Origin of the sequence: Streptomyces barringtoniae (assembly GCF_020819595.1) — a bacterium.
Classification (GTDB): Bacteria; Actinomycetota; Actinomycetes; order Streptomycetales; family Streptomycetaceae; genus Streptomyces; species Streptomyces barringtoniae.
This window is the reverse complement of sequence record NZ_JAJHNP010000026.1, coordinates 58,026-79,607: the sequence shown is the minus strand read 5'-3', so window position 1 is coordinate 79,607 and position 21,582 is coordinate 58,026. Positions and strand designations below refer to the sequence as shown.

Annotated in this window: 21 protein-coding genes and 2 pseudogenes; 13 read left to right on the top strand and 10 right to left on the bottom strand. The window is 73.2% G+C overall.

Going from position 1 to position 21,582, the window contains the following annotated elements; genetic code table 11:
• Positions 1–13 precede the first annotated feature (13 nt).
• The 3 genes from LMU33_RS35375 to LMU33_RS35365 form a co-directional block, all read right to left on the bottom strand.
• The gene (locus LMU33_RS35375; protein ID WP_228625165.1) at positions 14–1,225 is read right to left on the bottom strand and encodes an ROK family transcriptional regulator; all 1,212 of its coding nucleotides are present in this window, start codon (positions 1,223–1,225) and stop codon (positions 14–16) included.
• Positions 1,226–1,403: 178 nt separating this feature from the next.
• Positions 1,404–1,574 (bottom strand): hypothetical protein, encoded by a 171-nt coding sequence (locus LMU33_RS35370; RefSeq protein ID WP_228625164.1) that lies wholly within the window; start codon positions 1,572–1,574, stop codon positions 1,404–1,406.
• Positions 1,575–1,720: 146 nt separating this feature from the next.
• Complete coding sequence (locus LMU33_RS35365) at positions 1,721–2,830, bottom strand: mechanosensitive ion channel family protein (RefSeq protein WP_228625162.1); 1,110 nt, start codon at positions 2,828–2,830, stop codon at positions 1,721–1,723.
• Positions 2,831–3,154: 324 nt separating this feature from the next.
• Here LMU33_RS35365 and LMU33_RS35360 point away from each other — a divergent pair, with 324 nt between their 5' ends.
• A complete protein-coding gene (locus tag LMU33_RS35360; RefSeq protein ID WP_228625160.1) occupies positions 3,155–3,691 on the top strand; it encodes an HNH endonuclease in 537 nt (178 codons plus the stop codon).
• 171 nt (positions 3,692–3,862) lie between these two features.
• Here the strand turns inward: LMU33_RS35360 and LMU33_RS35355 are convergent, their stop codons facing one another.
• Positions 3,863–4,045 carry a hypothetical protein gene (locus tag LMU33_RS35355; protein ID WP_308280832.1) on the bottom strand — a complete coding sequence of 61 codons (183 nt, stop codon included), beginning with the start codon at positions 4,043–4,045 and terminating at the stop codon, positions 3,863–3,865.
• Positions 4,042–4,522: pseudogene (locus LMU33_RS35350) on the bottom strand (PadR family transcriptional regulator). The gene LMU33_RS35355 and the pseudogene LMU33_RS35350 overlap by 4 nt, the downstream one beginning before the upstream one ends.
• A 90-nt stretch (positions 4,523–4,612) precedes the next feature.
• Here LMU33_RS35350 and LMU33_RS35345 point away from each other — a divergent pair.
• The 6 genes and pseudogenes from LMU33_RS35345 to LMU33_RS35315 all read left to right on the top strand — a co-directional run bounded on the left by LMU33_RS35345 (position 4,613) and on the right by LMU33_RS35315 (position 10,293).
• Positions 4,613–4,876: a hypothetical protein gene (locus LMU33_RS35345; protein ID WP_228625158.1), complete on the top strand. Its 264-nt coding sequence runs from the start codon at positions 4,613–4,615 to the stop codon at positions 4,874–4,876.
• Positions 4,877–6,967 (top strand): 4-alpha-glucanotransferase, encoded by a 2,091-nt coding sequence (gene malQ / locus LMU33_RS35340; RefSeq protein WP_228625156.1) that lies wholly within the window; start codon positions 4,877–4,879, stop codon positions 6,965–6,967.
• A 58-nt stretch (positions 6,968–7,025) separates the two neighbouring features.
• Positions 7,026–7,301: a hypothetical protein gene (locus tag LMU33_RS35335; protein ID WP_228625154.1), complete on the top strand. Its 276-nt coding sequence runs from the start codon at positions 7,026–7,028 to the stop codon at positions 7,299–7,301.
• A 23-nt stretch (positions 7,302–7,324) separates the two neighbouring features.
• Positions 7,325–8,247 (top strand): annotated as a pseudogene (locus LMU33_RS41530) (FAD-dependent monooxygenase); the annotation flags it as partial.
• A gap of 166 nt (positions 8,248–8,413) precedes the next feature.
• Positions 8,414–9,340: a DMT family transporter gene (locus tag LMU33_RS35320; RefSeq protein ID WP_372478116.1), complete on the top strand. Its 927-nt coding sequence runs from the start codon at positions 8,414–8,416 to the stop codon at positions 9,338–9,340.
• 17 nt (positions 9,341–9,357) lie between these two features.
• A complete protein-coding gene (locus LMU33_RS35315) occupies positions 9,358–10,293 on the top strand; it encodes a LysR family transcriptional regulator (RefSeq protein WP_228625152.1) in 936 nt (311 codons plus the stop codon).
• A gap of 264 nt (positions 10,294–10,557) precedes the next feature.
• On the opposite strand, the gene LMU33_RS35310 is transcribed toward LMU33_RS35315, so the two are convergent.
• On the bottom strand, positions 10,558–11,031 hold the full coding sequence (locus tag LMU33_RS35310) for a DUF1203 domain-containing protein (protein ID WP_228625150.1): 474 nt from the start codon (positions 11,029–11,031) through the stop codon (positions 10,558–10,560).
• Positions 11,032–11,144: 113 nt separating this feature from the next.
• Between LMU33_RS35310 and pepN the strand changes: the two genes are divergently transcribed.
• Positions 11,145–13,718: an aminopeptidase N gene (gene pepN / locus LMU33_RS35305; protein WP_228625148.1), complete on the top strand. Its 2,574-nt coding sequence runs from the start codon at positions 11,145–11,147 to the stop codon at positions 13,716–13,718.
• Positions 13,719–13,802: 84 nt separating this feature from the next.
• Here the strand turns inward: pepN and LMU33_RS35300 are convergent, their stop codons facing one another.
• The 3 genes from LMU33_RS35300 to LMU33_RS35290 all read right to left on the bottom strand — a co-directional run bounded on the left by LMU33_RS35300 (position 13,803) and on the right by LMU33_RS35290 (position 17,126).
• Positions 13,803–14,561: an SDR family NAD(P)-dependent oxidoreductase gene (locus LMU33_RS35300; protein WP_228625146.1), complete on the bottom strand. Its 759-nt coding sequence runs from the start codon at positions 14,559–14,561 to the stop codon at positions 13,803–13,805.
• Positions 14,562–14,629: 68 nt separating this feature from the next.
• Entirely contained in the window at positions 14,630–16,000 is a 1,371-nt protein-coding gene (locus LMU33_RS35295; RefSeq protein ID WP_228625258.1) for a sigma-70 family RNA polymerase sigma factor, read from the bottom strand.
• Positions 16,001–16,106: 106 nt separating this feature from the next.
• Positions 16,107–17,126: an aspartate-semialdehyde dehydrogenase gene (locus LMU33_RS35290; protein ID WP_228625144.1), complete on the bottom strand. Its 1,020-nt coding sequence runs from the start codon at positions 17,124–17,126 to the stop codon at positions 16,107–16,109.
• A 332-nt stretch (positions 17,127–17,458) separates the two neighbouring features.
• Between LMU33_RS35290 and LMU33_RS35285 the strand changes: the two genes are divergently transcribed.
• A complete protein-coding gene (locus LMU33_RS35285) occupies positions 17,459–18,025 on the top strand; it encodes a sigma-70 family RNA polymerase sigma factor (protein WP_372478122.1) in 567 nt (188 codons plus the stop codon).
• Between the two features lies 1 nt (position 18,026).
• Complete coding sequence (locus tag LMU33_RS35280) at positions 18,027–18,875, top strand: hypothetical protein (RefSeq protein WP_228625142.1); 849 nt, start codon at positions 18,027–18,029, stop codon at positions 18,873–18,875.
• Positions 18,876–18,951: 76 nt separating this feature from the next.
• Here the strand turns inward: LMU33_RS35280 and LMU33_RS35275 are convergent, their stop codons facing one another.
• Positions 18,952–19,494 (bottom strand): CGNR zinc finger domain-containing protein, encoded by a 543-nt coding sequence (locus LMU33_RS35275; protein WP_228625140.1) that lies wholly within the window; start codon positions 19,492–19,494, stop codon positions 18,952–18,954.
• A gap of 112 nt (positions 19,495–19,606) precedes the next feature.
• Here LMU33_RS35275 and LMU33_RS35270 point away from each other — a divergent pair, with 112 nt between their 5' ends.
• The 3 genes from LMU33_RS35270 to LMU33_RS35260 are packed head-to-tail and all read left to right on the top strand — an operon-like array spanning position 19,607 to position 21,520.
• The gene (locus LMU33_RS35270) at positions 19,607–20,053 is read left to right on the top strand and encodes a VOC family protein (protein ID WP_228625138.1); all 447 of its coding nucleotides are present in this window, start codon (positions 19,607–19,609) and stop codon (positions 20,051–20,053) included.
• A 2-nt stretch (positions 20,054–20,055) separates the two neighbouring features.
• The gene (locus LMU33_RS35265; protein ID WP_228625136.1) at positions 20,056–21,018 is read left to right on the top strand and encodes a pyridoxamine 5'-phosphate oxidase family protein; all 963 of its coding nucleotides are present in this window, start codon (positions 20,056–20,058) and stop codon (positions 21,016–21,018) included.
• 28 nt (positions 21,019–21,046) lie between these two features.
• Positions 21,047–21,520: an NUDIX hydrolase gene (locus LMU33_RS35260; RefSeq protein WP_228625254.1), complete on the top strand. Its 474-nt coding sequence runs from the start codon at positions 21,047–21,049 to the stop codon at positions 21,518–21,520.
• Positions 21,521–21,582 lie beyond the last annotated feature (62 nt).

The window sequence follows — 21,582 nt, the reverse complement described above, 5'->3', positions numbered from 1 at the left end:
GGTGCTGCCGGGGTCAGCGCGAGGTGTCGAAGACCTCGTCGCGGGTGGTCACGAGCGCGGACTCCAACGCGCCGCGCAGAACGGGGTGTTCGTGGACGTCGCCGACGACCAGCCGGGGGCGGGCAGCGGCCAGCTCCTCCAGCTCGGCCTGGACGAGGGCGCGCAGCACCTCGCCGCCGGCCGTCAGCGCGGAGCCGCTGAGGACGACGAGTTCGGGGTCGAGGACGGAGACGAGCGAGGCGAGACCGGTGGCGAGCCGGGTCGCGTAGGTCTGGAGCAGTTCCCGGTAGGGGCCGGAGGCGTGGTCGGCGCCCCGGGCCACGAGCTCGGCGGCGACCTCGGTGTACGACCCCGACGGCACGTCTTCGATGCCGAGTTCCCGGGCCAGCTTCGGTACGGCCTGGGAGCCGGCCAGCTCCTGGTAGCCACCGCTGTTGGCCTTGGTCACCTGCCGGACCAGGGGGGTGCCCGGCACCGGCAGGAAGCCGACCTCGCCGGCGCCGCCGGTCCAGCCGCGGTGCAGCCGGCCGCCGAGGACCAGGGCGGCGCCGAGGCCTTCCTGGTTCCACAGCAGCACGAAGTCCGCGTGCCCCTTGGCCGCCCCGAGCCGCTGTTCGGCCAGGGCGACGAGGTTGACGTCGTTCTCGTACTCCACCGGCATCGGCAGGGCGGCGGCGAGCTCGTCGAGCAGGGAGGGGGAGTGCCAGCCGGGCAGGTGGGAGGCGTAGCGCAGCCGCCCGGTGTTGGGGTCGAAGGCGCCCGGGGTGCCGATGACCAGCCGGTGCACGTCGGACCGGGCGAGCCCGGCGGCCTTGACGGCGCCGTCGAGCGCGTCGGTCACCTGCTGTACGACGGGTCGGGCGGGCCGCCGCCCGGGAGTGGGCAGCTCGTACTCACCCACCGTCCGGCCGGTGACGTCGGCGACGGCGGCGCGGATCCGCTCCGGGGTCACATCGAGCCCGGCGGCGTGCGCGGCCGCGGGGTTGACGGCGTACAGCTGGGCGTTGGGGCCCGGCCGGCCCTCGCTGGTGCCGGTGACCCGGACCAGTCCGGCCGCCTCCAGGCGGGCCAGCAGCTGGGAGGCGGTGGGCTTGGACAGGCCGGTGAGCTTCCCGATCCGGGTGCGCGACAGCGGCCCGTGCTCCAGCAGGAGGTCCAGGGCGGCGCGGTCGTTCATGGCGCGCAGCACGCGCGGGGTGCCCGGCGTACCGGCGGTTCCTGCCATGGGGTCGACACCTGCCTTTCCAGCCGCCCAGCTTTTCAGTGACCCGGTCATGGCGTCCAGCCTTGATCACCGGACGCGGGAAGATCACTGTTAGGAAACCTTCCTATCGGCGTGCGAGGAACGTAAGCCCAGGACGAAGAGGGCGTCAATAGACACCGCCCCCGAGGAAACGGAGTCGTTACCTCGGGGGCCGGATGCTCTCGGGGCTCAGTCGAGCCATCGTGCTGCTGTCTTTGTGGGCGGCATGGAAGCCCATGCCCATGCCCGCCGGGTCGATTCCGGCGGTGTGGAAGTGGACAGCGAGCCTGACGGCGCCACTGCTGTGCTCCATGACCGGTTCGGCGCTCATCGCTGGTTCTCCTTGTCGCGCTGATGCCAGGCTGGGCCCGCTTCGGGCGCTCCGGCAGAACGATGGGGCACCCCCTGCGCACTGCACGCCGGGATGCCCCATCTGTTCACTCGAACGAGTGTGCTGAACCGTTCCGCTCGCGGCAGTTACTTGCCCGGAGGTGTCGCCCGCTGCGGAGCGATCGGTGTCGTCGCGGCCGCCTGCGGCGAGTCCGTGTTGGCGAAGACCGACGGCGCCGCCACCGAGGCCGCGGGGTCGGGGGTGTCCTGCGCGTCCTCGACCGACGTCGCGCCGCCCACGATGCGGATGCTCGCCTGGTCGAAGGCGCGCTTGATCCGCCAGCGCAGCTCGCGTTCGACCGTCAGCGCCTTGCCGGGCATGGTCTTGGCCGAGACCCGCACCACCATGGAGTCGATCAGCACCGAGTCCAGGCCGAGGACCTCGATCGGGCCCCACAGCAGCTCGTTCCAGGGCTCTTCCTTGCTCATGTGCTCGGCGACGTCGTCCAGCGTGGCCTTGACCCGGTCCAGGTCCTCGGAGGTCTTGACGGTGACGTCCACGCCCGCCGTGGCCCAGCCCTGGGAGAGGTTGCCGATCCGCTTGACCTCGCCGTTGCGGACGTACCAGATCTCGCCGTCGGCACCGCGCAGCTTGGTCACGCGCAGCCCGACCTCGATCACCTCGCCGGTGGCCACGCCCGCGTCGACCACGTCACCGACGCCGTACTGGTCCTCCAGGATCATGAACACGCCGGAGAGGAAGTCGGTGACCAGGTTCCGGGCGCCGAAACCGATCGCCACGCCCGCCACACCGGCCGACGCCAGCAGCGGCGCCAGGTTGATCTTGAAGGTGGACAGCACCATCAGCGCGGCCGTACCGAGGATCAGGAAGCTCGCCACCGACCGCAGCACCGAGCCGATCGCCGCCGATCGCTGTCGGCGCCGCTCGGCGTTGACCAGCAGCCCGCCCAGCGCGGTGCCGTCCACGGCCTGCGCGGTGCGGCCCATCCGGTCTATCAGCTTGGTGATCGCCCGCCGCACCATCGCGCGCAGCGCCACGGCTATCACCACGATCAGCAGGATCTGCAGTCCCATCGCGAGCCAGGTCGACCAGTTCTGCTCGACCCAGCTCGCCGCGTTCGTCGCGCTCTGCTGGGCGTCCTGCAGCGACGGCACGGCCGGTGCCGTTCCGGACTGAGAGGGGGACGGGGTCGGCGACGCACCGGCGGCCAAGAGGACGGCGGGCAAGGACGACACGGCAGATACCTCCAGGTGCTGCGCGGTCCGTGCCGGTGGGCGGTCAAGGTCTTCAAGGTCACGAAAAGGTCACCGGACGGACAGGGCCACCACACTAACGGGGCATTGTGTGGGTATCGCGCGGATCCGCCAAGGAGGGGCGCAGGAGAGACGGGACTCACGCCGGCTTGAACGGGCCATGATCCGGGGGAAGTATCCGGTGTGGTCGAAAACACTCCCAGCCCGTTACCGGGACATGGTGGCGCTTCCACCAGGCATGAGGGGAGACTGACTGCAGATCGTCCCGGCGCGAGCCACGCGCCGCCGACGCCCAAGGAGGCACCCGTGCCGCATGTCCTGGTCCTCAACGCGTCGTACGAGCCGCTCGGCGTCGTACCGCTCCGCCGCGCGCTCGTCCTCGTCCTGGAGAACAAGGCCGTCTCCCTCGAGGAATCCGGCGCCTATATGCACAGCGCAACCGTCACAGTCCCCGCACCCAGCGTGGTCCGGCTCAAGCGATTCGTCCGGGTTCCCTATCGGGGGCCCGTTCCACTCACCCGGCGTGCGCTCTTCGCGCGCGACGGGGGCCGGTGCATGTACTGCGGTGGCGTCGCAACCAGCGTCGACCACGTCATCCCGCGCAGTCGCGGGGGCAAGCACGTCTGGGACAACGTGGTGGCCTCCTGCCGCCGCTGCAACCACGTGAAGGCCGACCGTCACCTCGTCGAGCTGGGGTGGCGACTGCGGCACAAACCGGCGCCGCCGAGCGGGCTGGCCTGGCGCATCATCGGCACCGGGCACAGGGACCCGCGCTGGCTGCCTTATTTGCAGCCGTACGGCGCGGACGACGCCATGGCCCGGATCGACGGCATCTCTGCCTGACGGCGATCCGGGCCTTCGCGTACCTGCCCGAGCGGAGGACGCGAACCGGCTCCGGGAGACCCCTGTGCCCCCGGAGCCGTCCGTCTCACGCGTACTTCGCGCTCACGCGTACCGCAGCTCCGCCGGGTTCGCCGAGCGGCGCAGCAGGGGCTCCGGCATCAGCTGCCCGAACTAGACCGCCGAAGTCGGTACGGCGCAGCTCGTTGATCCGCTTCCGCCGGGCCCCCTCACGGCGAGGATCTCGCCGGCGTGCAGGCCGGCCGAGGCGCCGCGCAGCGCCCGGGTCCTGCCGTGGGCCTTGACGAGGTCCCGGCTCGTGAGAACCGGGACCGAGGTGTCCCCCTTGTTGGTCACGCTCCGTCGGCCTCCGCGGTCGGTGTGGTCGGCCGGGCCGCCGTGGTGTTCAGCCAGCGGAGGTCGGCGTCGAGGTGGTCGAGGGCGTAGTCGGCCGACAGCACGGGTGGCCGGATCGGCGTTCCGGTCGGTCTTGGCGGCCGTGAGCTGCCGCATCCGCTCCATGTGCGCGGCCCGCTGGGCACGCGAAGAGCTCGTTCGTCACGAAGGGCGCCGGCGGGGCGGTCTCACCCGCCCAGCGGGCCCGTTCGCCCGAACCGGCGTCCGTCGAGTGGCGTGCGCTCCGGACCGCCGTCCGCGTCCGTGCCCTCCGCCTCCGCGAGGCCGTCGCGGACCAGGCGCTGCAGGGTCGTGCAGACCTGCCCGTAGGCCAGTGGAAGGGCCTGCGGGCAGCGTTCGTCGTGGCCGCTTCAGGTCGTAGCCATGGCTCGGCCCTGCCGCCAGCAGCCCCAGAGGGCTCTTCTCGTATTCGAGCAGCTCTCTGGAGTGCCCGCGCCGTCACGGGGTAGGCCTGCCGTAATCCGTTCAAAACCGCAGCATCCGACCGCCACCCAGAAGGAGGCCCCCGTGGCCGCACCGGCTCGGCTCTCGATCCCGGACCAGTGGAAACCCGGGGCGGACCCGTCCGCCCCGGCCGACGACGCACCGCTGAGCATGTTCAGCTCGGAGCGCGCCTGCGCCCAGGCCCCGCTGACCAGCGAACCGCCCCTGCCCGACGCCGAACCCCTGACCAGCGAGCCGCCGCTCGCCGAGGCCACCCCGCTGACCAGCGAGTCGGACGCCTTCTTCGCACAGTCGTACGAGTCCGGTGACTTCGGCGCGAGGTCGTAGATGACCGCGGCGTTCGAGGACTTCGCGGACGAGGACCTGGCCCGGCTCGCCGGACTGCACGGGGTCGCCACCTCCTACAGCCCCGCCCCCGGCCGCGACGTCCCGGTCCCCGCCTCCGCCGTGACCGCCGCCCTGGCCGCCCTCGGCGTCGACGCGGCCGGCCCCGCCGCCGTACGCACTGCCCTCGCCGCACGGGAACACGAGCTGCGCGAGCGCCTGCTGCCGCCGACGCTCGTGCACTGGGCCGGCGACCCACAGGGCCCCGCCGCCCTCGCCGCACTGCCGCCCGGCACCCGCGTGCGTGTCGAGACCGAGGAGGGCCAGGAACGGGACACCGCCGCGGAACTGCCGCTCGGCGTGCACCGGGTGACCGCCCTCGCACCCGACGGCCGCACCGGCCACGCCCACCTCGTCGTCGCCCCCGACCGGCTGCCCGCCCCGCCCGGCCGCTCCCACGGCCTCCTCGTCCAGCTCTACTCCCTGCTCTCCCGCCGCTCCTGGGGCATGGGCGACCTCGGCGACCTCGCCGAGCTGGCCGGCTGGGCCGGTCGTACCGCCGGCGCCGGATTCGTCCAGGTCAACCCGCTGCACGCGGCCGTACCCGGCGCCCCCACCGACCCCTCCCCGTACCGCCCGTCCTCCCGCCGCTTCCCCGACCCGGTGCACCTGCGGATCGAGGACGTCCCCGAGTACGCGTACGTGGCGGACCGCGAGCGGCTGAGCGCCCTCCTGGAGCGGGCCGACCGGCTGCGCGCCGCCGTCCTCGACAAGGGCGCCCTCATCGACCGGGACGCCGTGTGGGAACTCAAGCGCGAGGCACTGGACCTGGTCCTGGCCGTCCCCCTCGGCCCCGGGCGCCGGGCCGCCTACGACGACTACCGCGCCGCCCACGGCCAGGCACTCGACGACCACGCCACCTGGTACGCCCTCGCCGAGCTCCACGGCCCCGACTGGCAGCGGTGGCCACCGGCCCTGCGGGACCCCCGTTCGGCCGCGACCGCGCGCGCCCGCGCCGAACTCGCCGACCGGGTCGCGTTCCACGCCCGCCTCGCCTGGCTCACCGACTGCCAGCTCCGCGCCGCCCAGCGCGCCGCCCGCGAGGCCGGCATGCCCGTCGGGATCGTGCACGACCTCGCCGTCGGCGTGCACCCCGTCGGCGCCGACGCCTGGGCCCAGCAGGACGTGTTCGCCGCCGGCATGTCCGTCGGCGCCCCGCCCGACGCCTTCAACGCCCGCGGCCAGGACTGGGGCCTGCCGCCCTGGCGCCCCGACCGGCTCGCCGCCACCGGGTACGCCCCTTACCGCGACCTCCTGCGCGCCCTGTTCCGTTCCGCCGGGGCCCTGCGCATCGACCACGTCATGGGCCTGTTCCGGCTCTGGTGGGTCCCCCAGGGCAGCCCGCCCACCGGGGGCACCTACGTGCGCTACGACGCCGACGCCATGCTCGCGATCCTCGCCCTGGAGGCCACCCGCGCCGGGGCCGTCGTCATCGGCGAGGACCTCGGCACCGTCGAGCCCGGCGTCCGCGAGACGCTGCAGCGGCGCGGGGTGCTCGGCACCTCGGTGCTGTGGTTCGAACGCGACTGGGAGGGCGACGGACGCCCGCTGCCGCCCGAGCGCTGGCGCGCCGACTGCCTGGCCACCGCCACCACCCACGACCTGCCGCCCACCGCCGCCCGGCTCACCGGCGACCACGTCGACCTGCGCGACCGGCTCGGCCTGCTCACCCGCCCCGCGACCGAGGAACGCGCCGAGGCCACCGCCGACGCCGCCGAGTGGCTCGCCCTCCTCGGCAGCCTCGGCCTGCTGGACCTGGCGTCCGCCGGACCGCCCGGCAGCGACGAGGAGGAGGAGATCCGCGCCGTCCACCGCTTCCTGCTGCGCACCCCGGCCCGGCTGATCGGCGTCTGGCTCCCGGACGGCGTCGGCGACCGCCGCCCGCAGAATCTGCCGGGGACCTGGGACCAGTACCCGAACTGGCGGCTGCCGATCGCGGACCCCGAGGGCCGCCCGGTGCCGCTGGAGGAACTGACGGCCTCCCCTCGGCTGAGGGCACTACTCCAAGTGTTCGGACAGGTCAGGGGCGCGTGAACCCCCCGTACGGGACCCCGGGCGCGCGGCCTTCCGGGGGGTTCGCTAACTTGAGATCGTGGACAAGAAGAACGCCCTGCGCGCCGGCGCCCTGGCCGCTGGTACGACGCTGATGATGCTGCTCATGTCGTCCCCCGCGCTCGCGCTGACCCGCGACGACGGCGACGACCCCGGCCCCGGCCTGAACGTCATGCAGACGCTGGGCCTCTACGTGCTGCTCCCGATCGCGCTGTTCGTGGTCATCGCCGGTCTGGTGATGGTGCTGGACAAGTCCACGATCAGGACCATCAAGCCCTCGTCCAACGTGAAGTCCGAGGCCAAGGCCAAGGCCTGACCGGACACCGGTTCTGTCGCCGGGGGCGCCTGTCGATCCGGTCCGTGGTCCTCGCCGACGTCCGGCTCGCCGAGGAGCCGCCGACGCTGCTCACCGTCAACGCCGTCGGCGACGCCTTCGCCTTCCTCGCACCGTTCGGCGACGGCTACCACCGGGTGATCGGCTGGCACCGCGGCCGCAACGTCCCCGACACCGAGCCGCTGGACCTGGCGGAGATCCAGGAGATCACCCGGCTCGCCCTCGGGCGGGACTTCGGGACGCACGACGCCGGCTGGATGTCCCGCTTCCACAGCGACGAACGGCAGGCGCCCGCCCACCGGGTGGGGCGGGTCTTCCTGGCGGGCGACGCCGCGCACGTGCACACCCCGGCCGGCGGCCAGGGCATGAACACGGGCCTGCAGGACGCGGCCAACCTCAGCTGGAAGCTCGCGGCGGTCGCCGGCGGACACGCGGACCCCGCGCTGCTCGACACCTGCCAGGACGAGCGGCACCCCGTGGGCGGTCGGTGCTGCGCAGCGGCGGCGGGATCGTCCGCCTCGCCATGGCCAAGCGCCCCTGGACCCTCGCGGCCCGCGCCGCGCTCACCACGTTCCTGAACGCCGTCGGCCCCGCCCGGCGCAAGGTCGCGGGCCAGGTCACCGGCGTCGGCTACCGCTACCCGGCACCGCGCGGCGCCCACCGCCTCACCGGCACCCGGGTCCCCGACGTCGCCCTGGCCGGCGGCGACCGCCTCTACGAGGCCCTGCGCGGCGGCCGGTTCGTGCTGATCACCCCGGAGCCGTACGAGGCGGGGCCCGGCTGCGCGGGCCGACTGGCCGTGGCGCACCGGACGAGCGACCGCCGGACGACCGTGCTGGTCCGTCCCGACGGATACGCGGCCTGGGCCGCCGACTCGGCCGGCGCGGCGGACATCGAGACGGCGCTCGCCACGCACGTCGGCCGCTAGCCCTCTTCTCGGTTCGGCGCCTCCAGCGCGGGCTGGTAGGCCTTCTCCGCCCCCACCGTAAGCAGATTGTTCAGTTCAACTGAAAAGAACAGTCGAAAAGTTTCGATGGACCTGATGGATCGGGCGCTGCGACGGTAGAAGCACACCAACCATCGAAAGGAGCCCCGTGGCCGCCGTCCTGCCCAGGACCACCACTTCCGCCGCACCCGCCACCGCGCCCGCCCCCAAGGCCGCCGCCCCCACGACCGGCCTGGCCCTCGCCGCCCTCGCCACCCTCGTCTGGTCCGGCAGCTTCGTCACCTCCCGCGGTCTGCACGACAGCGTCCCGCCCGTCCAGCACGCCTTCTGGCGCTGGGTCGTCGCACTCCTCGCCGTAGCCCCCTTCGGCGCCCGGCAGGCCTGGCGGCAGCGGGCGTCGATCCGCCGTCACGCCCGCTACGTCCTGCTCGCCTCCCTCCTCGGCGTGGCCACCTACAACACCCTCGTCAACCAGGCCGGACTGACCACCCCGGCCGCCACCATGGGCATGATCATGGCCGCCTCGCCGGTGCTCATGGCCGTCTTCGAACGGCTGGGCGGCGTACGGCTCGCCGCGCGCCGCACCACCGGCCTGCTCGTCGCCTGCGCGGGCGTGGCGCTGCTCGTGGGCGGCGGCGCGCACTTCTCGCCGGGCGACCTGTGGATGATCGCGGCCGCCTGCTGCTTCGCCGGCTACAGCGCGCTGCTGCGCCGCAAGCCCGCCGAACTCCACGGCACCGGCTTCCTGTTCACCACGTTCCTGACCGGGACGGTCCTGCTCCTGCCCGCGCAGGCGGTGAGCGTGACCGCGCAGGGCTCCTTCCACCTCGCCCCCGCCACCGTCCTGCCCCTCCTCTACGTCGGCGTCGCCTCCTCCGCGGTGGCCTTCTTCGCCTGGAACAAGGCCGTCGCCCTGATCGGCGCGACCCGCGCGGGCATCGTCTACTACCTCCAGCCGGTCTGCGTGGCCGTCCTGTCCTGGGCCGTCCTCGGCGAGACGACAGGGCTGCCGCAGCTGCTGTCGATGGCGCTGATCCTGGGCGGGGTGTTGCTGGGCGCGGGCTCACGGCGTTGACGTGTAGCTTTCCCGGCATGGCCGAGTGGGACATCCGGAAGCTGCAGATCCTGCGCACCCTGCGCGAGCGCGGCACCGTGACGGCGACGGCCGAGGCCCTGCACATGACCCCCTCCGCCGTCTCCCAGCAGCTCACCAACCTCGCCCGGCAGCTCGGCGTACCCCTGCTGGAGGCGCGGGGCCGCCGGGTCCGCCTCACCGACGCGGCCCGCCTGGTGCTGGCCCACACCGAGCCGGTCTTCGAGCAACTGGAGCGCACGGAGGCGGCGTTGGCGGCGTACGTCCAGGGGGAGGCCGGGGAGGTCCGGGTCGCCGCGTTCCCGACGTCCGTACCCGCCCTGGTCGTACCGGCCGTACGGGCCCTGCGGGACACGCACCCCCGGGTGACGGTCCGGGTGCGGGAGGCGGAGGCCGCCGAGGCCTACGACCTCCTGACGGCCGGCGAGGCGGACCTCGCCCTGTCCCTCGCGGCGTCGGCGCCCGGCGCGGCGGACCCCCGCTTCACCCAAATCCCCCTGCTGGCCGACCCCTTGGACGTCGCCCTGCCCCCGGACCACCCCCTGGCCGTGGCCCCCGCCCTCACCCTCACCGACCTGGCCGCCGAACCCTGGATCTTCGGCGGCAGCGGCCCCTGGTCGGACATCACCCGCCGCGCCTGCGAGGCGGCCGGCTTCAGCCCCCACCAGGGCCACTCGGCCTCCGGCTGGACCGCGATCCTCGCCATGGTGGAGGCGGGCATGGGCGTGGCCCTGGTCCCGCGCATGGCCGCGGGCCGCCGCGACGGGGTGGTCATGCGGGACCTCGGGCCGGACGGCCCGGTCCGCCATGTGACGGCGGCGGTACGCAGGGGCGGGGAGACCGGGCCCGCGGTGACCCGTGTGCTCCAGGCCCTGCGGGATGCGGTGCCCGGGCGCCCTCACCGGCTCGGTGCCCATGGCCGAACCGAGCGGTAGCAGCCGACGCGGGTGTCGCGGGGGTGATGGCGCACTGCGGGGGAGTCCGGCGGTGGCCGTCGGACATCTGGCGGGTGCCCTCGCCTGCGCGCCCGAGGATCCCGAACCCCTACGCGGCGATGGCGATCGGGTCGGTCACGGGTGTGCGGCCCGACATCGCGTGGGCCGACGCCCCCTGGTCCGTCGACGAGCGGTGCGGTGAGCGCCGACGCGCCGGGCGGGGCCGCGTCCGGCACGGCCGAGGCTCTCTTTCCTCTGCGCGACTCAGCCCCGCCGCACCTCGTACAGGAAGCACCCGTACTCCACCGCCCGCACCTGCACCACCGCCACCTCCGGGTCGGCGAAGGCCTCGGAGAGGGCGGAGGGGAAGTCGTCGTCCGTGAGGCGGCCGCCCAGGATCCGGCCGTCGGCCGAGTAGCGGCGGAGCACACGGTGGGCATCGGTGAAGGGCAGGGCGGGGTCGGGCGACGGGCCCGGGCACTCGTCCGCGTGGATGAAGACCGGGCCCTGTTCGTCGTACGCCCCCGGGTCGGCGCCCGTCTCGGCCGCCCAGCGGCGCAGCGGCGCGTACGAGACCAGGGCGATCCGCTCGCCGGGCTCGCTGCGCCGCAGGCAGCAGCGCAGCGGGGCGCCGCCCTCCTCGTCGGTGAAGGGGGCCAGGGGGCGGCCCGCGTCGTCGGCGGTGCGCAGCTCCTTCAGTGACCGGGACGGAATCGGGCGTGCGGTGTAGGTCCTCATACGCCCCAGCCTCCTGCCCGGCCGCCCCGCTGACCGGCGGTATCCGGACATCGCTTTCCCTGCGGGTCCCATGGAAGGATGGCGCAACCGACACATAACGAGGAGATGACCGCGTGCCTGGCACAAACCTGACTCGCGAAGAGGCGCAGCAGCGGGCGGAGCTGCTCACCGTTGACTCGTACGAGATCGATCTCGACCTCTCCGGCGCGCAGGAGGGCGGTACCTACAGGTCCGTGACCACGGTGCGCTTCGACGTGGCCCGCGGCGGTGCCGAGTCCTTCATCGACCTGGTGGCGCCCACCGTCCACGAGGTCACCCTGAACGGTGACGTGCTCGACCCCGCCGAGGTCTTCAAGGACTCGCGGATCGCCCTGCCGGGTCTGCTGGAGGGCCGTAACGTCCTGCGGGTCGTCGCGGACTGCGCCTACACCAACACCGGCGAGGGCCTGCACCGCTTCGTCGACCCGGTCGACGAGCAGGCCTACCTCTACACCCAGTTCGAGGTCCCGGACGCCCGCCGGGTGTTCGCCTCCTTCGAGCAGCCGGACCTGAAGGCCACCTTCCAGTTCACCGTGCGGGCGCCCGAGGGCTGGACGGTGATCTCGAACTCGCCGACCCCGGAGCCGCAGGACAACGTCTGGTCCTTCGAGCCGACCCCGCGCATCTCGTCGTACATCACCGCGCTGATCGTCGGCCCGTACCACTCCGTGCACAGCGTGTACGAGAAGGACGGGCAGAGCGTGCCGCTGGGGATCTACTGCCGCCCGTCCCTCGCCGAGTTCCTGGACTCGGACGCGATCTTCGAGGTGACCCGGCAGGGCTTCGACTGGTTCCAGGAGAAGTTCGACTACGCGTACCCCTTCGCGAAGTACGACCAGCTGTTCGTGCCCGAGTTCAACGCGGGCGCGATGGAGAACGCGGGTGCCGTCACCATCCGCGACCAGTACGTCTTCCGGTCCAAGGTGACCGACGCGGCGTACGAGGTCCGCGCGGAGACGATCCTGCACGAGCTGGCCCACATGTGGTTCGGCGACCTCGTCACCATGGAGTGGTGGAACGACCTGTGGCTGAACGAGTCGTTCGCCACCTACACCTCCATCGCCTGCCAGGCCGCCGCGCCGGGCTCGCGCTGGCCGCACTCGTGGACCACGTTCGCCAACTCCATGAAGACCTGGGCGTACCGGCAGGACCAGCTGCCGTCCACGCACCCGATCATGGCGGACATCCGCGACCTGGACGACGTGCTCGTCAACTTCGACGGCATCACGTACGCCAAGGGTGCGAGCGTGTTGAAGCAGCTCGTCGCGTACGTCGGCGAGGACGAGTTCTTCACGGGCGTGCAGGCCTACTTCAAGCGGCACGCGTTCGGCAACACCCGCCTGTCCGACCTGCTCGGCGCCCTGGAGGAGACCTCCGGCCGCGACCTGAAGACCTGGTCGCGGAAGTGGCTGGAGACGGCGGGCATCAACATCCTCCGCCCGGAGATCCGGACGGACGCCGACGGTGTCGTCACCTCCTTCGCCGTCCGCCAGGAGGCCCCGGCCCTGCCCGCCGGCGCCAAGGGCGAGCCGGTGCTGCGCCCGCACCGCATCGCCGTCGGCCTGTACAACCTCGACGCGAGCGGCAAGCTGGTGCGCACCGAGCGGATCGAGCTGGACGTCGACGGCGAGCTGACGGCCGTACCGCAGGTGACCGGCAGGCGCCGGCCGGCGGTCGTCCTGCTCAACGACGACGACCTGTCGTACGCCAAGGTCCGCCTGGACGAGGAGTCCCTGAAGACGGTCACCGAACACCTCGGCGACTTCCAGGAGTCCCTCCCGCGGGCCCTGTGCTGGGCGTCGGCCTGGGACATGACCCGGGACGCCGAGCTGGCCACCCGGGACTACCTCTCCCTGGTCCTGTCCGGCATCGGCAAGGAGTCCGACATCGGCGTGGTGCAGTCGCTGCACCGCCAGGTCAAGCTCGCCATCGACCTGTACGCCGACCCGGCCGCCCGCGAGTCCCTGCTGGCCCGGTGGACCGACGCCACGCTGGCCCACCTGCGTGCGGCCCAGCCGGGCGGCGACCACCAGCTGGCCTGGGCCCGTGCCTTCGCGGCGACGGCCCGCACCCCCGAGCAGCTGGACCTGCTGGAGGGCCTGCTGGAGGGCACGCAGACCGTCGAGGGCCTGGCCGTGGACACCGAGCTGCGCTGGGCGTTCGTGGAGCGGCTGGCGGCGGTCGGCCGCTTCGACGAGGCGGAGATCGCGGCCGAGTACGAGCGGGACAGGACGGCCGCGGGTGAGCGGCACGCGGCCACCGCCCGCGCGGCCCGCCCGACCCCGGAGGCCAAGGCGGAGGCCTGGTCCTCGGTGGTCGACTCCGACAAGCTGCCGAACGCCGTGCAGGAGGCCGTGATCGGCGGCTTCGTCCAGACCGACCAGCGCGAGCTGCTGGCGCCGTACGCGGACCGGTACTTCGAGGTCGTCAAGGACGTCTGGGACGCCCGTTCGCACGAGATCGCCCAGCAGATCGCGATCGGCCTGTACCCGGCGGTCCAGGTCTCCGAGGCGACCCTCGCCAAGACCGACGCCTGGCTGGGTGCGGCCGAGCCGAACGCGGCCCTGCGCCGCCTCGTCTCGGAGTCCCGCTCCGGCGTCGAGCGGGCCCTGAAGGCCCAGGCGGCGGACGCGGCGGCCGGCAAGTAGCACCGCGGCAAGGGCGCCCGGCCTGCGCGCCGGGCGCCCTTTCGTGTGCGCACGGCTCGCCGGCCCCGGGCGCCCTTTCCCGGCTCAGCGAGCGACCATCCCGCCGGTGACGTCGACGAAGGTGCCGGTGATGCCGGCCGCCCGGTCGGAGGCGAGGAAGACGGCGGTGGCGGCGACCTCGGCGAGAGTGGGGTTGCGGCGGGTCATGCGCATCGCCGCGAGGTTGTCGACGATGCCCTGGACGGCTGCCTCGTCGATCGCCGGGTTGACGGCGGACAGCTTCTCGACGGTGAACGTCTCGGGCACCCCGGCCGCCCACAGCCCCACGGCCCGCACCCCGCGCGGACCCAGCTCGATCGCCAGGTTCCGTACGAGTGTGTCGATCGCGGCATCGGCCGGTCCCGTGCCGCCCATCATCGGACTGCCGTGCGCGGAGCCGCTGTTGAGGGCGAGGACGACTCCCGAGCCGCGCTCGGCCATGCGGCGCCCGGCGGCGCGGGCGGTGATGAAGTTGGCGCGGGCGCCGTTGATCACCGGCCGCAGGAAGTCGTCCACGGGCATCTCGGTGAGCGGGGCGCCCTGCACATCGCCGCGGGTGACGAGGTTGAACGAGATGTCGACGTCGCCGACGCCCGCGAGGTGCTCCTCCACCGCCGCCTCGTCGAGGGCGTCCACGACGGCGACCTCGGCGTCCTTGAGGTCGGCCGCCACCGCCTCCAGCGTCTCCCGGGTGCGGCCCACGAGGTGCACCCGGGCGCCCTCGCCGGCGAAGGCGCGGGCCACCGCACCGCCGATCGAGCCGCCGGCGCCGTAGACGATCGCGGTCTTGTCGGTGAGCAGCATGGTGAACTCCTTCGGAAGTGGTGTCCGTTTCACCGATACAGACGCACGGCACCCCCGGCGCTCATCGCTCACAGCCGCAGCGGCAGTCCGAACGCCGGGAACAGGTGCGGTTCGAAGGAGGTGATCTCCGTGATGCGGCCCGCGGCGTCGAAGCGGAGCACGTCCAGGACCTGGGCGCGGTAGACGTTCGTACCGGGGCGGCGGACGTAACCCCCGGCCGCGAGCTGCCCGTTGGCCCGGGCGGGCAGGTGGCGCCAGTGGCCGAGGAACATGGGGGACGCCGGGTCGAGGCTCGGGCGGAGGAAGGCGAGCAGCGCCTCGCGGCCGGTGAACCAGAACGGGTTGGGCGGCATCGTCAGCGTGACGTCCTCGGCGAGCAGCTCGGCCATCGCGGCGAAGTCGAGCCGCTCGGCGGCCGTCACGTACCGCTGGAGCGCGGCCCGCTGGGCGTCCGTGGGCGGGGTGGCCGTCCAGTCCGTACGGCTCGCGGGCAGCCGCTCGCGCAGGGCCGGACGGGCGCGTTGCAGCGCGCTGTTGACCGAGGCCACGGAGGTGCCGAGCATCTGCGCGGTCTCGGCGGCGGTGAGTCCGAGCAGGTCGCGCAGCACGAGCGCGGCCCGCTGGCGGCCGGGCAGGTGCTGGAGCGCGGCCAGCAGGACCAGCTCGACGGTCTCGCGCGATTCCGCCGCGCTGTCCGGCAGCTCGTCGTCCGGGTACGGCTGCAGCCAGGTGATTCGGGCCGGCGGCTCGCCGTTGCCGTGGTCCATGCCGGGCAACGGCTCGTAAGCCTGCGGGCGGCGGGCGGTACGGCGCTGGAAGTCCAGGCAGGCGTTGGTCGCGATGCGGTACAGCCAGGTACGGGCGCTCGCCCGGCCCCGATAGCCGTCCCGGCCCCGCCAGGCCCGCAGGAACGTCTCCTGGACCAGGTCCTCGGCGTCGTCGTAGGAGCCGGTCATGCGATAGCAGTGGGCGCGGATCTCCCGCCGGTACGACTCGGTGAGGGCGGCGAAGGCGGACTCGTCGAAGGGCGTGGCGTCGGTTTCCGTCGTGTCGGTTTGCGTCACGGGGGAGCCCGTGACGCAGACCGGGCCACCGGCGCCGGCCCCGCTCCCGGGGTTTTCCGTCACGCCGGGCTCTGTGACGCAATGGTCCGTGGTCTGCCGGGTCTCCTGCGCGAGCCGTGCGATACGGCGCAGCCGGGCCACGGAGGCGGACAGTTCGGTCACGCCCGCGTACAGGGCGGAGGCCGGCCGCGGCACCAGCGAACCCGCCTGCCGGCCGACCGACTCGATCAGCTCCTCCAGGCCCCCGCCACCGTCCTGCCGCTCCCGGTAGGCCTTCTGCCGGCAGGCCGCCGAGCAGTACACCGAGCTACGGCCCCGGCGGCCGGCCCGTGCCGGAAGAGGGCCGCCACAGGTCGCGCACGTGTCCACGGCCACCTCCCGCTCGGAAATCCGGGTCAGTGATCCTCGCACGACGGCGGAAGACACGACAGGGGGCGGCCACGTGACCGTGACCGCCCCCTGTGGCGCAGTTGCGTGCGGGTTACTTCGAGGACAGCTCCGCCGCCACCAGCTCCGCGATCTGGACCGCGTTCAGCGCGGCGCCCTTGCGGAGGTTGTCGTTGGAGATGAACAGCGCCAGGCCGTTGTCCACCGTCTCGTCGCGGCGGATGCGGCCGACGTACGACGGGTCCTGGCCGGCCGCCTGCAGCGGGGTCGGGATGTCGGAGAGGGCGACGCCCGGGGCCCCGGCGAGCAGCTCGGTGGCGCGCTCCGGGGAGACCGGGCGGGCGAAGCGGGCGTTGACCTGGAGGGAGTGGCCGGAGAAGACGGGCACGCGCACGCAGGTGCCGGAGACCTTCAGCTCGGGGATCTCCAGGATCTTGCGGGACTCGTGGCGCAGCTTCTGCTCCTCGTCGGTCTCGTTGAGACCGTCGTCGACGATCGAGCCCGCCAGCGGGAGCACGTTGAAGGCGATGGTGCGCTTGTAGACCTGCGGCTCGGGGAAGTCGACCGCCCGCCCGTCGTGTGTCAGCTTGTCGGCCTCGTCGGCCACCTTCTGCACCTGGCCGTGCAGCTCGGCCACGCCCGCGAGACCCGAGCCGGACACCGCCTGGTAGGTGGCGACGATCAGCGCCTGGAGACCGGCCTCCTCGTGCAGCGGCTTCAGGACCGGCATCGCGGCCATCGTGGTGCAGTTCGGGTTGGCGATGATGCCCTTGGGACGGTCGGCGGCCGCGTGCGGGTTCACCTCGGAGACGACGAGCGGGACCTCGGGGTCCTTGCGCCAGGCGGAGGAGTTGTCGATCACGACGGCGCCCTGGGAGGCGACCTTTTCGGCCAGGGCCCTGGAGGTCGCGCCGCCCGCCGAGAAGAGCACGATGTCCAGGCCGGTGTAGTCGGCGGTCGCCGCGTCCTCCACCGTCACCCCGTCCAGCACGGTGCCGGCCGAGCGCGCCGAGGCGAACAGGCGCAGCTGGGTCACCGGGAAGTTCCGCTCCGCGAGGATCCTGCGCATGACCGTGCCGACCTGACCGGTGGCTCCGACGATTCCGACCCTCACAGTGACTCCCTCTTTGTGTCTCGTGCATGACCGGGGCTTTTCCATCATGCGGCCGACCCCGGTCCACCTGTCCAATTCTTTGCGAGGCGTGCCCGAGGAGTGGGACACGATCGCCCGGCGAACGGTTCCGTACGTCCGTCCAACATGCCCCTGAGCTGGAGAAATTCCCTCCGCCGGGCGCCAGGGCCGCAAGCTGTGCTGTCCTGTGCCTGCCCGTACGCCTCCCCGGCCACACGGCCATGTGACATACGCCTCTGCGCACCGCCGGAAACCGGTCCGAACGTTCCGGCCCGCTGCCGCGTCGTAGGGGCAGACGCGTGAGGGGGTGGCCTGTGCTGCGCGGAGGGGCGCGCCGCGACCGGGGGGCGTACGCCGCCGGTACGGACCGTGGGGAACGCGGGGACCGTACCGGCGGCGATCCGCTGGACGCGGCCCAGGAACGCCGGGTGCGGGCGGTGCTCGCGCTCGGCGGCGTGCCGCAGTCGGACCTGCCGGACGGGGTGCAGCAGGTACGGCTGCGGCTGCTGGAGCGGACCGCGAGCGGACGGGAGGCGCCGCGGGACGTCTCGGCGTGGGCGGCGGTGGTCGCCTCCAACCTCGCCATGGACTGGCACCGGGCCAAACGTCGCCAGGAGAGGCTGGGGGAGCGGCTGGCCGCACTGCGCGAGCCCGCGCACCCCTCCGGCGAGGAGACCAGCCTGCTCTCCCTCGCCGTCGCCCAGGGCCTGGACGACCTGCCCGCCGCCCAGCGGCAGGTGCTCGTCCTGCGCTTCTTCGCCGACCTGCCCGTCCGGGCCATCGCCGGGGAACTGGGCGTCCCCGAGGGCACGGTCAAGAGCAGGCTGCACACGGCGGTCCGCGCCCTGCGCGACCGCCTGCACGAGGACGAGGTGGTGTGACGTGACCGCCGGACATGGCAACGCCGGGGAGTACGGCGGTATGGACGCGCTGATGGCGGCCATCACGGGGGAACCGCTGCCCGAGGAGGCCCACCGCGATCCCGCCTTCCTCGCCGAACACCGGGCGGCCGAGGCCGACCTGGCGGTGCTGAAGGAGCAGCTGACCCGGCTCGCGGATGCGCTGACCGGGGAGCGGGCGGACAGGGCGGTGCCCGCCGAGGAGGCCGTGCGTCCTCGGCCGGCGCCCCGCCCGCGCGGTGTCACGCGACCGGTGAGGGCAGGGCGCCGCCCTCCGCGGCCCGGCCGGCCCTGCGGACCGCGCCGGGTGCTGCGGATCGCGTTCGGGTCGCTCGCCGGGGCCGCGGCCGTCGCCCTGGTCGTCGGGTTCGGCTGGATGGTGACGCACTCCGGTGCCTCGGACGACAACAGCGCGAGCGCCGCGGACAAGAGCGTGGGCGACGCCCCGGCCAGGGTCTCCCCGGGCGGCGGGCGGCCGTCCGAGCCGGAACTCGACCTGGCCTGCTCCAGGCTGGTCGTGGAGGGCACCGTGGCCGAGGTGCAGCCGCGCAAGCCGTCCGCCTGGTCCCGGATCACGCTGACCGTGATCCGCTCCTACAAGCCCGCGCACGGCCCGGCCCGGGTCAGCTTCCTGCTCGACGGCGGCGCGGAACCGGCCCCGCGTCCGGGCCAGCACGTCCTCGTCCGGGTCGGTGCGGGCCGGCAGAACGCGAGCCTGTGGGCGGTCGGGGACACCCGCGTGGCCGCCGACCGTGCCTGGATCACCGAGGCGCTGCCCAGGTCCCGGCAGCTGACCTGCCCGACCGGGGAGGCGTCGGCCGGCAGGCCGTGAGGGGCGGGTGCCCAGCGTTGCGGCGTGACCTCCTCGGTCTTCACGCTGCCGACGCCCGCGACCGCGCCGCGGGCGGTCAGTGGTCCTTCGAGCGCGCGTAGTGCCGCGAGGCCTTCGCGCGGTTGCCGCACGCGGCCATCGAGCACCAGCGGCGGGTGCCGTTCCGGGACGTGTCGAAGAAGTGCAGGATGCAGCTGCCGCCGGAGCAGGTCCGGATGCGCTCCGGGGCGCGGGTGATCAGCTCCAGGTAGTTCCGGGCGGCGCGCCAGGCCGGCGCCCACGACGGATCGGTGAACTCCGGCTCCTCGGCGGGGCCCTCGGGGGTCAGCCGGGCCCGGATCCGCCCGTGTGCCAGTACGGCGTCCACGAGCGGCGCGGCCTGGGCCGGTGACCCGTGCACCGCGGCCTTGATCGCCTCGCGCGCCTCGCGCAGATGCTCCAGCGTCTCCGTGTCGGCCGCGTGCTCCCCGGCCAGCCCGTTGCTCGCGAGCCACACCGCCAGCCCGTCGGTGCCGTCGAGCAGGTCCTGGGTGACGCCTTCCCGGTTCCACCGGGTGTTGAGCAGGTCGAGCGCGAGGGGCTCGCCGGTGAGGGGGCGGGGGTCGCGGGGGGCGGTCATCGGGCACTCCTTCCGTCCTAACCACTCAAGTGTATGTGAGCGGTTGACCTTCCGAGCCCTAACCCTCTAATGTCAAGAAAGAAGGTTAGATAGCAGCTCGAAGGAGAACACCATGACTCCGCGCATCGCGCACGCCGGTCTGAACGTCACCGACCTCGACCGCTCGCTCGCCCTGTACCGCGACCTCCTCGGCTTCACCGTGCTCGCCGAGGGCAAGGAGGACGACCAGCGCTGGGCGATGCTGGGGGAGGGCGGCGGTGCCCCGCTCGTCACCCTCTGGCAGCAGGCGCAGGGGTCGTACGACAGCGGTCGCCCCGGACTGCACCACCTCGCCTTCACGGTCGACTCGATCGACCGCGTCCGGGAGTACGAGACCGCGCTGCGGGACGCCGGAGTCGACTTCGCCTACGACGGTGTGGTCGCCCACCGCGAGGGCGGGACCTCGGGCGGGATCTTCTTCCACGACCCGGACGGCATCCGCCTGGAGATCGCCGCCCCCCTCGGCCCCGACGGCGCCCCTGCGCCCCACTCGGAAGCCCCGACCTGCGGTTTCTTCTAGCCATGGGCACCTATCACGCGGGCTCGCTCGCCGTGCAGGAACTGCTGGGTGTCCGCGACCGCGCCGACCATGTGGGCCGCTCCCTCGGCCAGGACATCAAGCCGGTCGCGGCCGCCTTCCTGGAACTGCAGCCACTGCTGGTGGTGGGAGCGGCGGACCCGGGGACGGGGAGGGTGTGGGCGTCGGCGCTCACGGGGGCGCCGGGTTTCGTCCGGGCCACCGGGCCCCGCCGGATGTCGGTCGTCACGGATCGGCGGCAGGGCGGCCGACCCGGAGGGGAGCAGGGCCGTGTTCGCTCTGCGGCTGCCGCCGGCCCGCACCCGCACGACGCCATCGACGACCCGCTCACCGCGGCGCTGAAGACGCAGGGCACCCGCATAGGGACCATCGCCCTGGACCCCCGAACCCGCCGCCGCATGCGCCTCAACGGCCGGCTCGGACCGACCCCCCGCGGCTTCGCCGTAGAGGCGGACCAGGTCTTCTCCAACTGCCCCAAATACATCCAGCGCAGGGAGACGTACGAGACACTCGAGGACCGCACGCCAGGCATCCCCACCCGCCTGACCGAACTCGGCCCGCAGCAAGCGGAGTTCGTCCGCGCGGCCGACACCTTCTTCCTGGCCACGGTGCACCCCGCCGGAGCCGACGTCAGTCACCGGGGCGGCAACCCGGGCTTCGTCCAGGTCACGTCCCCACACGAACTGACCTGGCCCGACTACCCCGGCAACGCCATGTTCCTCACCCTCGGCAATCTGCGAAGCACCCCCAGCGCCGGACTGCTCTTCCTCGACTGGACGACCGGCACGACCCTCCAGCTCACCGGCGAGGCACGCGCCGAGTTCACGGCGGCCGGCGAGCGCAACGTACGCTTCACCCTCGCCGAGGCCCTGTGGGCCCCGGCGGCCCTGCCGCTGCGCTGGTCCGCGCCCGAATATTCACCGGCGAATCCGGACGTTCGGGATTAACCTCCCTGGGATGCGACGGAACTTGAGGGTGGCGGCCTACGCCGTGTGCGTCCGTGACGGACAGATCCTGCTCGCGCGTTCACCCGGTCCCGACGGCACCCCGGAGTGGGTGCTGCCCGGTGGCGGCATGGAGCACGGCGAGGACCCGTACGACACGGTCCGCCGCGAGGTCGGCGAGGAGACCGGTTACCGCATCGAGGTGACCGGTCTCCTCGGTGTGGACTCGTTCCGGCTGACCCTGGACCGGCGCCGCCGGCACCGGCGTCGCACCGACCACCATGCGCTGCGGCTCGTCTACGAGGGAGAGATCGTCGGCGGTGAACTCCGGTACGAGGTCGGTGGATCAACCGATTTCGCGGCATGGCGGGACCTTTCGGTCGTACCGGACCTGAACCGGGTGCCCCTGGTCGACACCGCCCTGCGCCTCTGGCGGGAACGCCCCGCGAACGGGCATCTCGCCGCCGGAACCCGTCCCCTACCCCAACAGATGAACGAGGAGTAACTGCCCCTGGGCCGCGGGCGATCCACTCCATGACCGCGACCCCTACCCCGTGATCCACGTAC

What these genes read in the sequence shown, in the direction of transcription:
- LMU33_RS35375 (WP_228625165.1), bottom strand. Translation starts at nt 1,225, where the DNA reads ATGGCAGGAACCGCCGGTACGCCGGGCACCCCGCGCGTGCTGCGCGCC.
- LMU33_RS35370 (WP_228625164.1), bottom strand. Translation starts at nt 1,574, where the DNA reads ATGAGCGCCGAACCGGTCATGGAGCACAGCAGTGGCGCCGTCAGGCTC.
- malQ (WP_228625156.1), top strand. Translation starts at nt 4,877, where the DNA reads ATGACCGCGGCGTTCGAGGACTTCGCGGACGAGGACCTGGCCCGGCTC.
- LMU33_RS35315 (WP_228625152.1), top strand. Translation starts at nt 9,358, where the DNA reads ATGGCCGAGTGGGACATCCGGAAGCTGCAGATCCTGCGCACCCTGCGC.
- LMU33_RS35310 (WP_228625150.1), bottom strand. Translation starts at nt 11,031, where the DNA reads ATGAGGACCTACACCGCACGCCCGATTCCGTCCCGGTCACTGAAGGAG.
- LMU33_RS35300 (WP_228625146.1), bottom strand. Translation starts at nt 14,561, where the DNA reads ATGCTGCTCACCGACAAGACCGCGATCGTCTACGGCGCCGGCGGCTCG.
- LMU33_RS35275 (WP_228625140.1), bottom strand. Translation starts at nt 19,494, where the DNA reads ATGACCGCCCCCCGCGACCCCCGCCCCCTCACCGGCGAGCCCCTCGCG.
- LMU33_RS35270 (WP_228625138.1), top strand. Translation starts at nt 19,607, where the DNA reads ATGACTCCGCGCATCGCGCACGCCGGTCTGAACGTCACCGACCTCGAC.
- LMU33_RS35265 (WP_228625136.1), top strand. Translation starts at nt 20,056, where the DNA reads ATGGGCACCTATCACGCGGGCTCGCTCGCCGTGCAGGAACTGCTGGGT.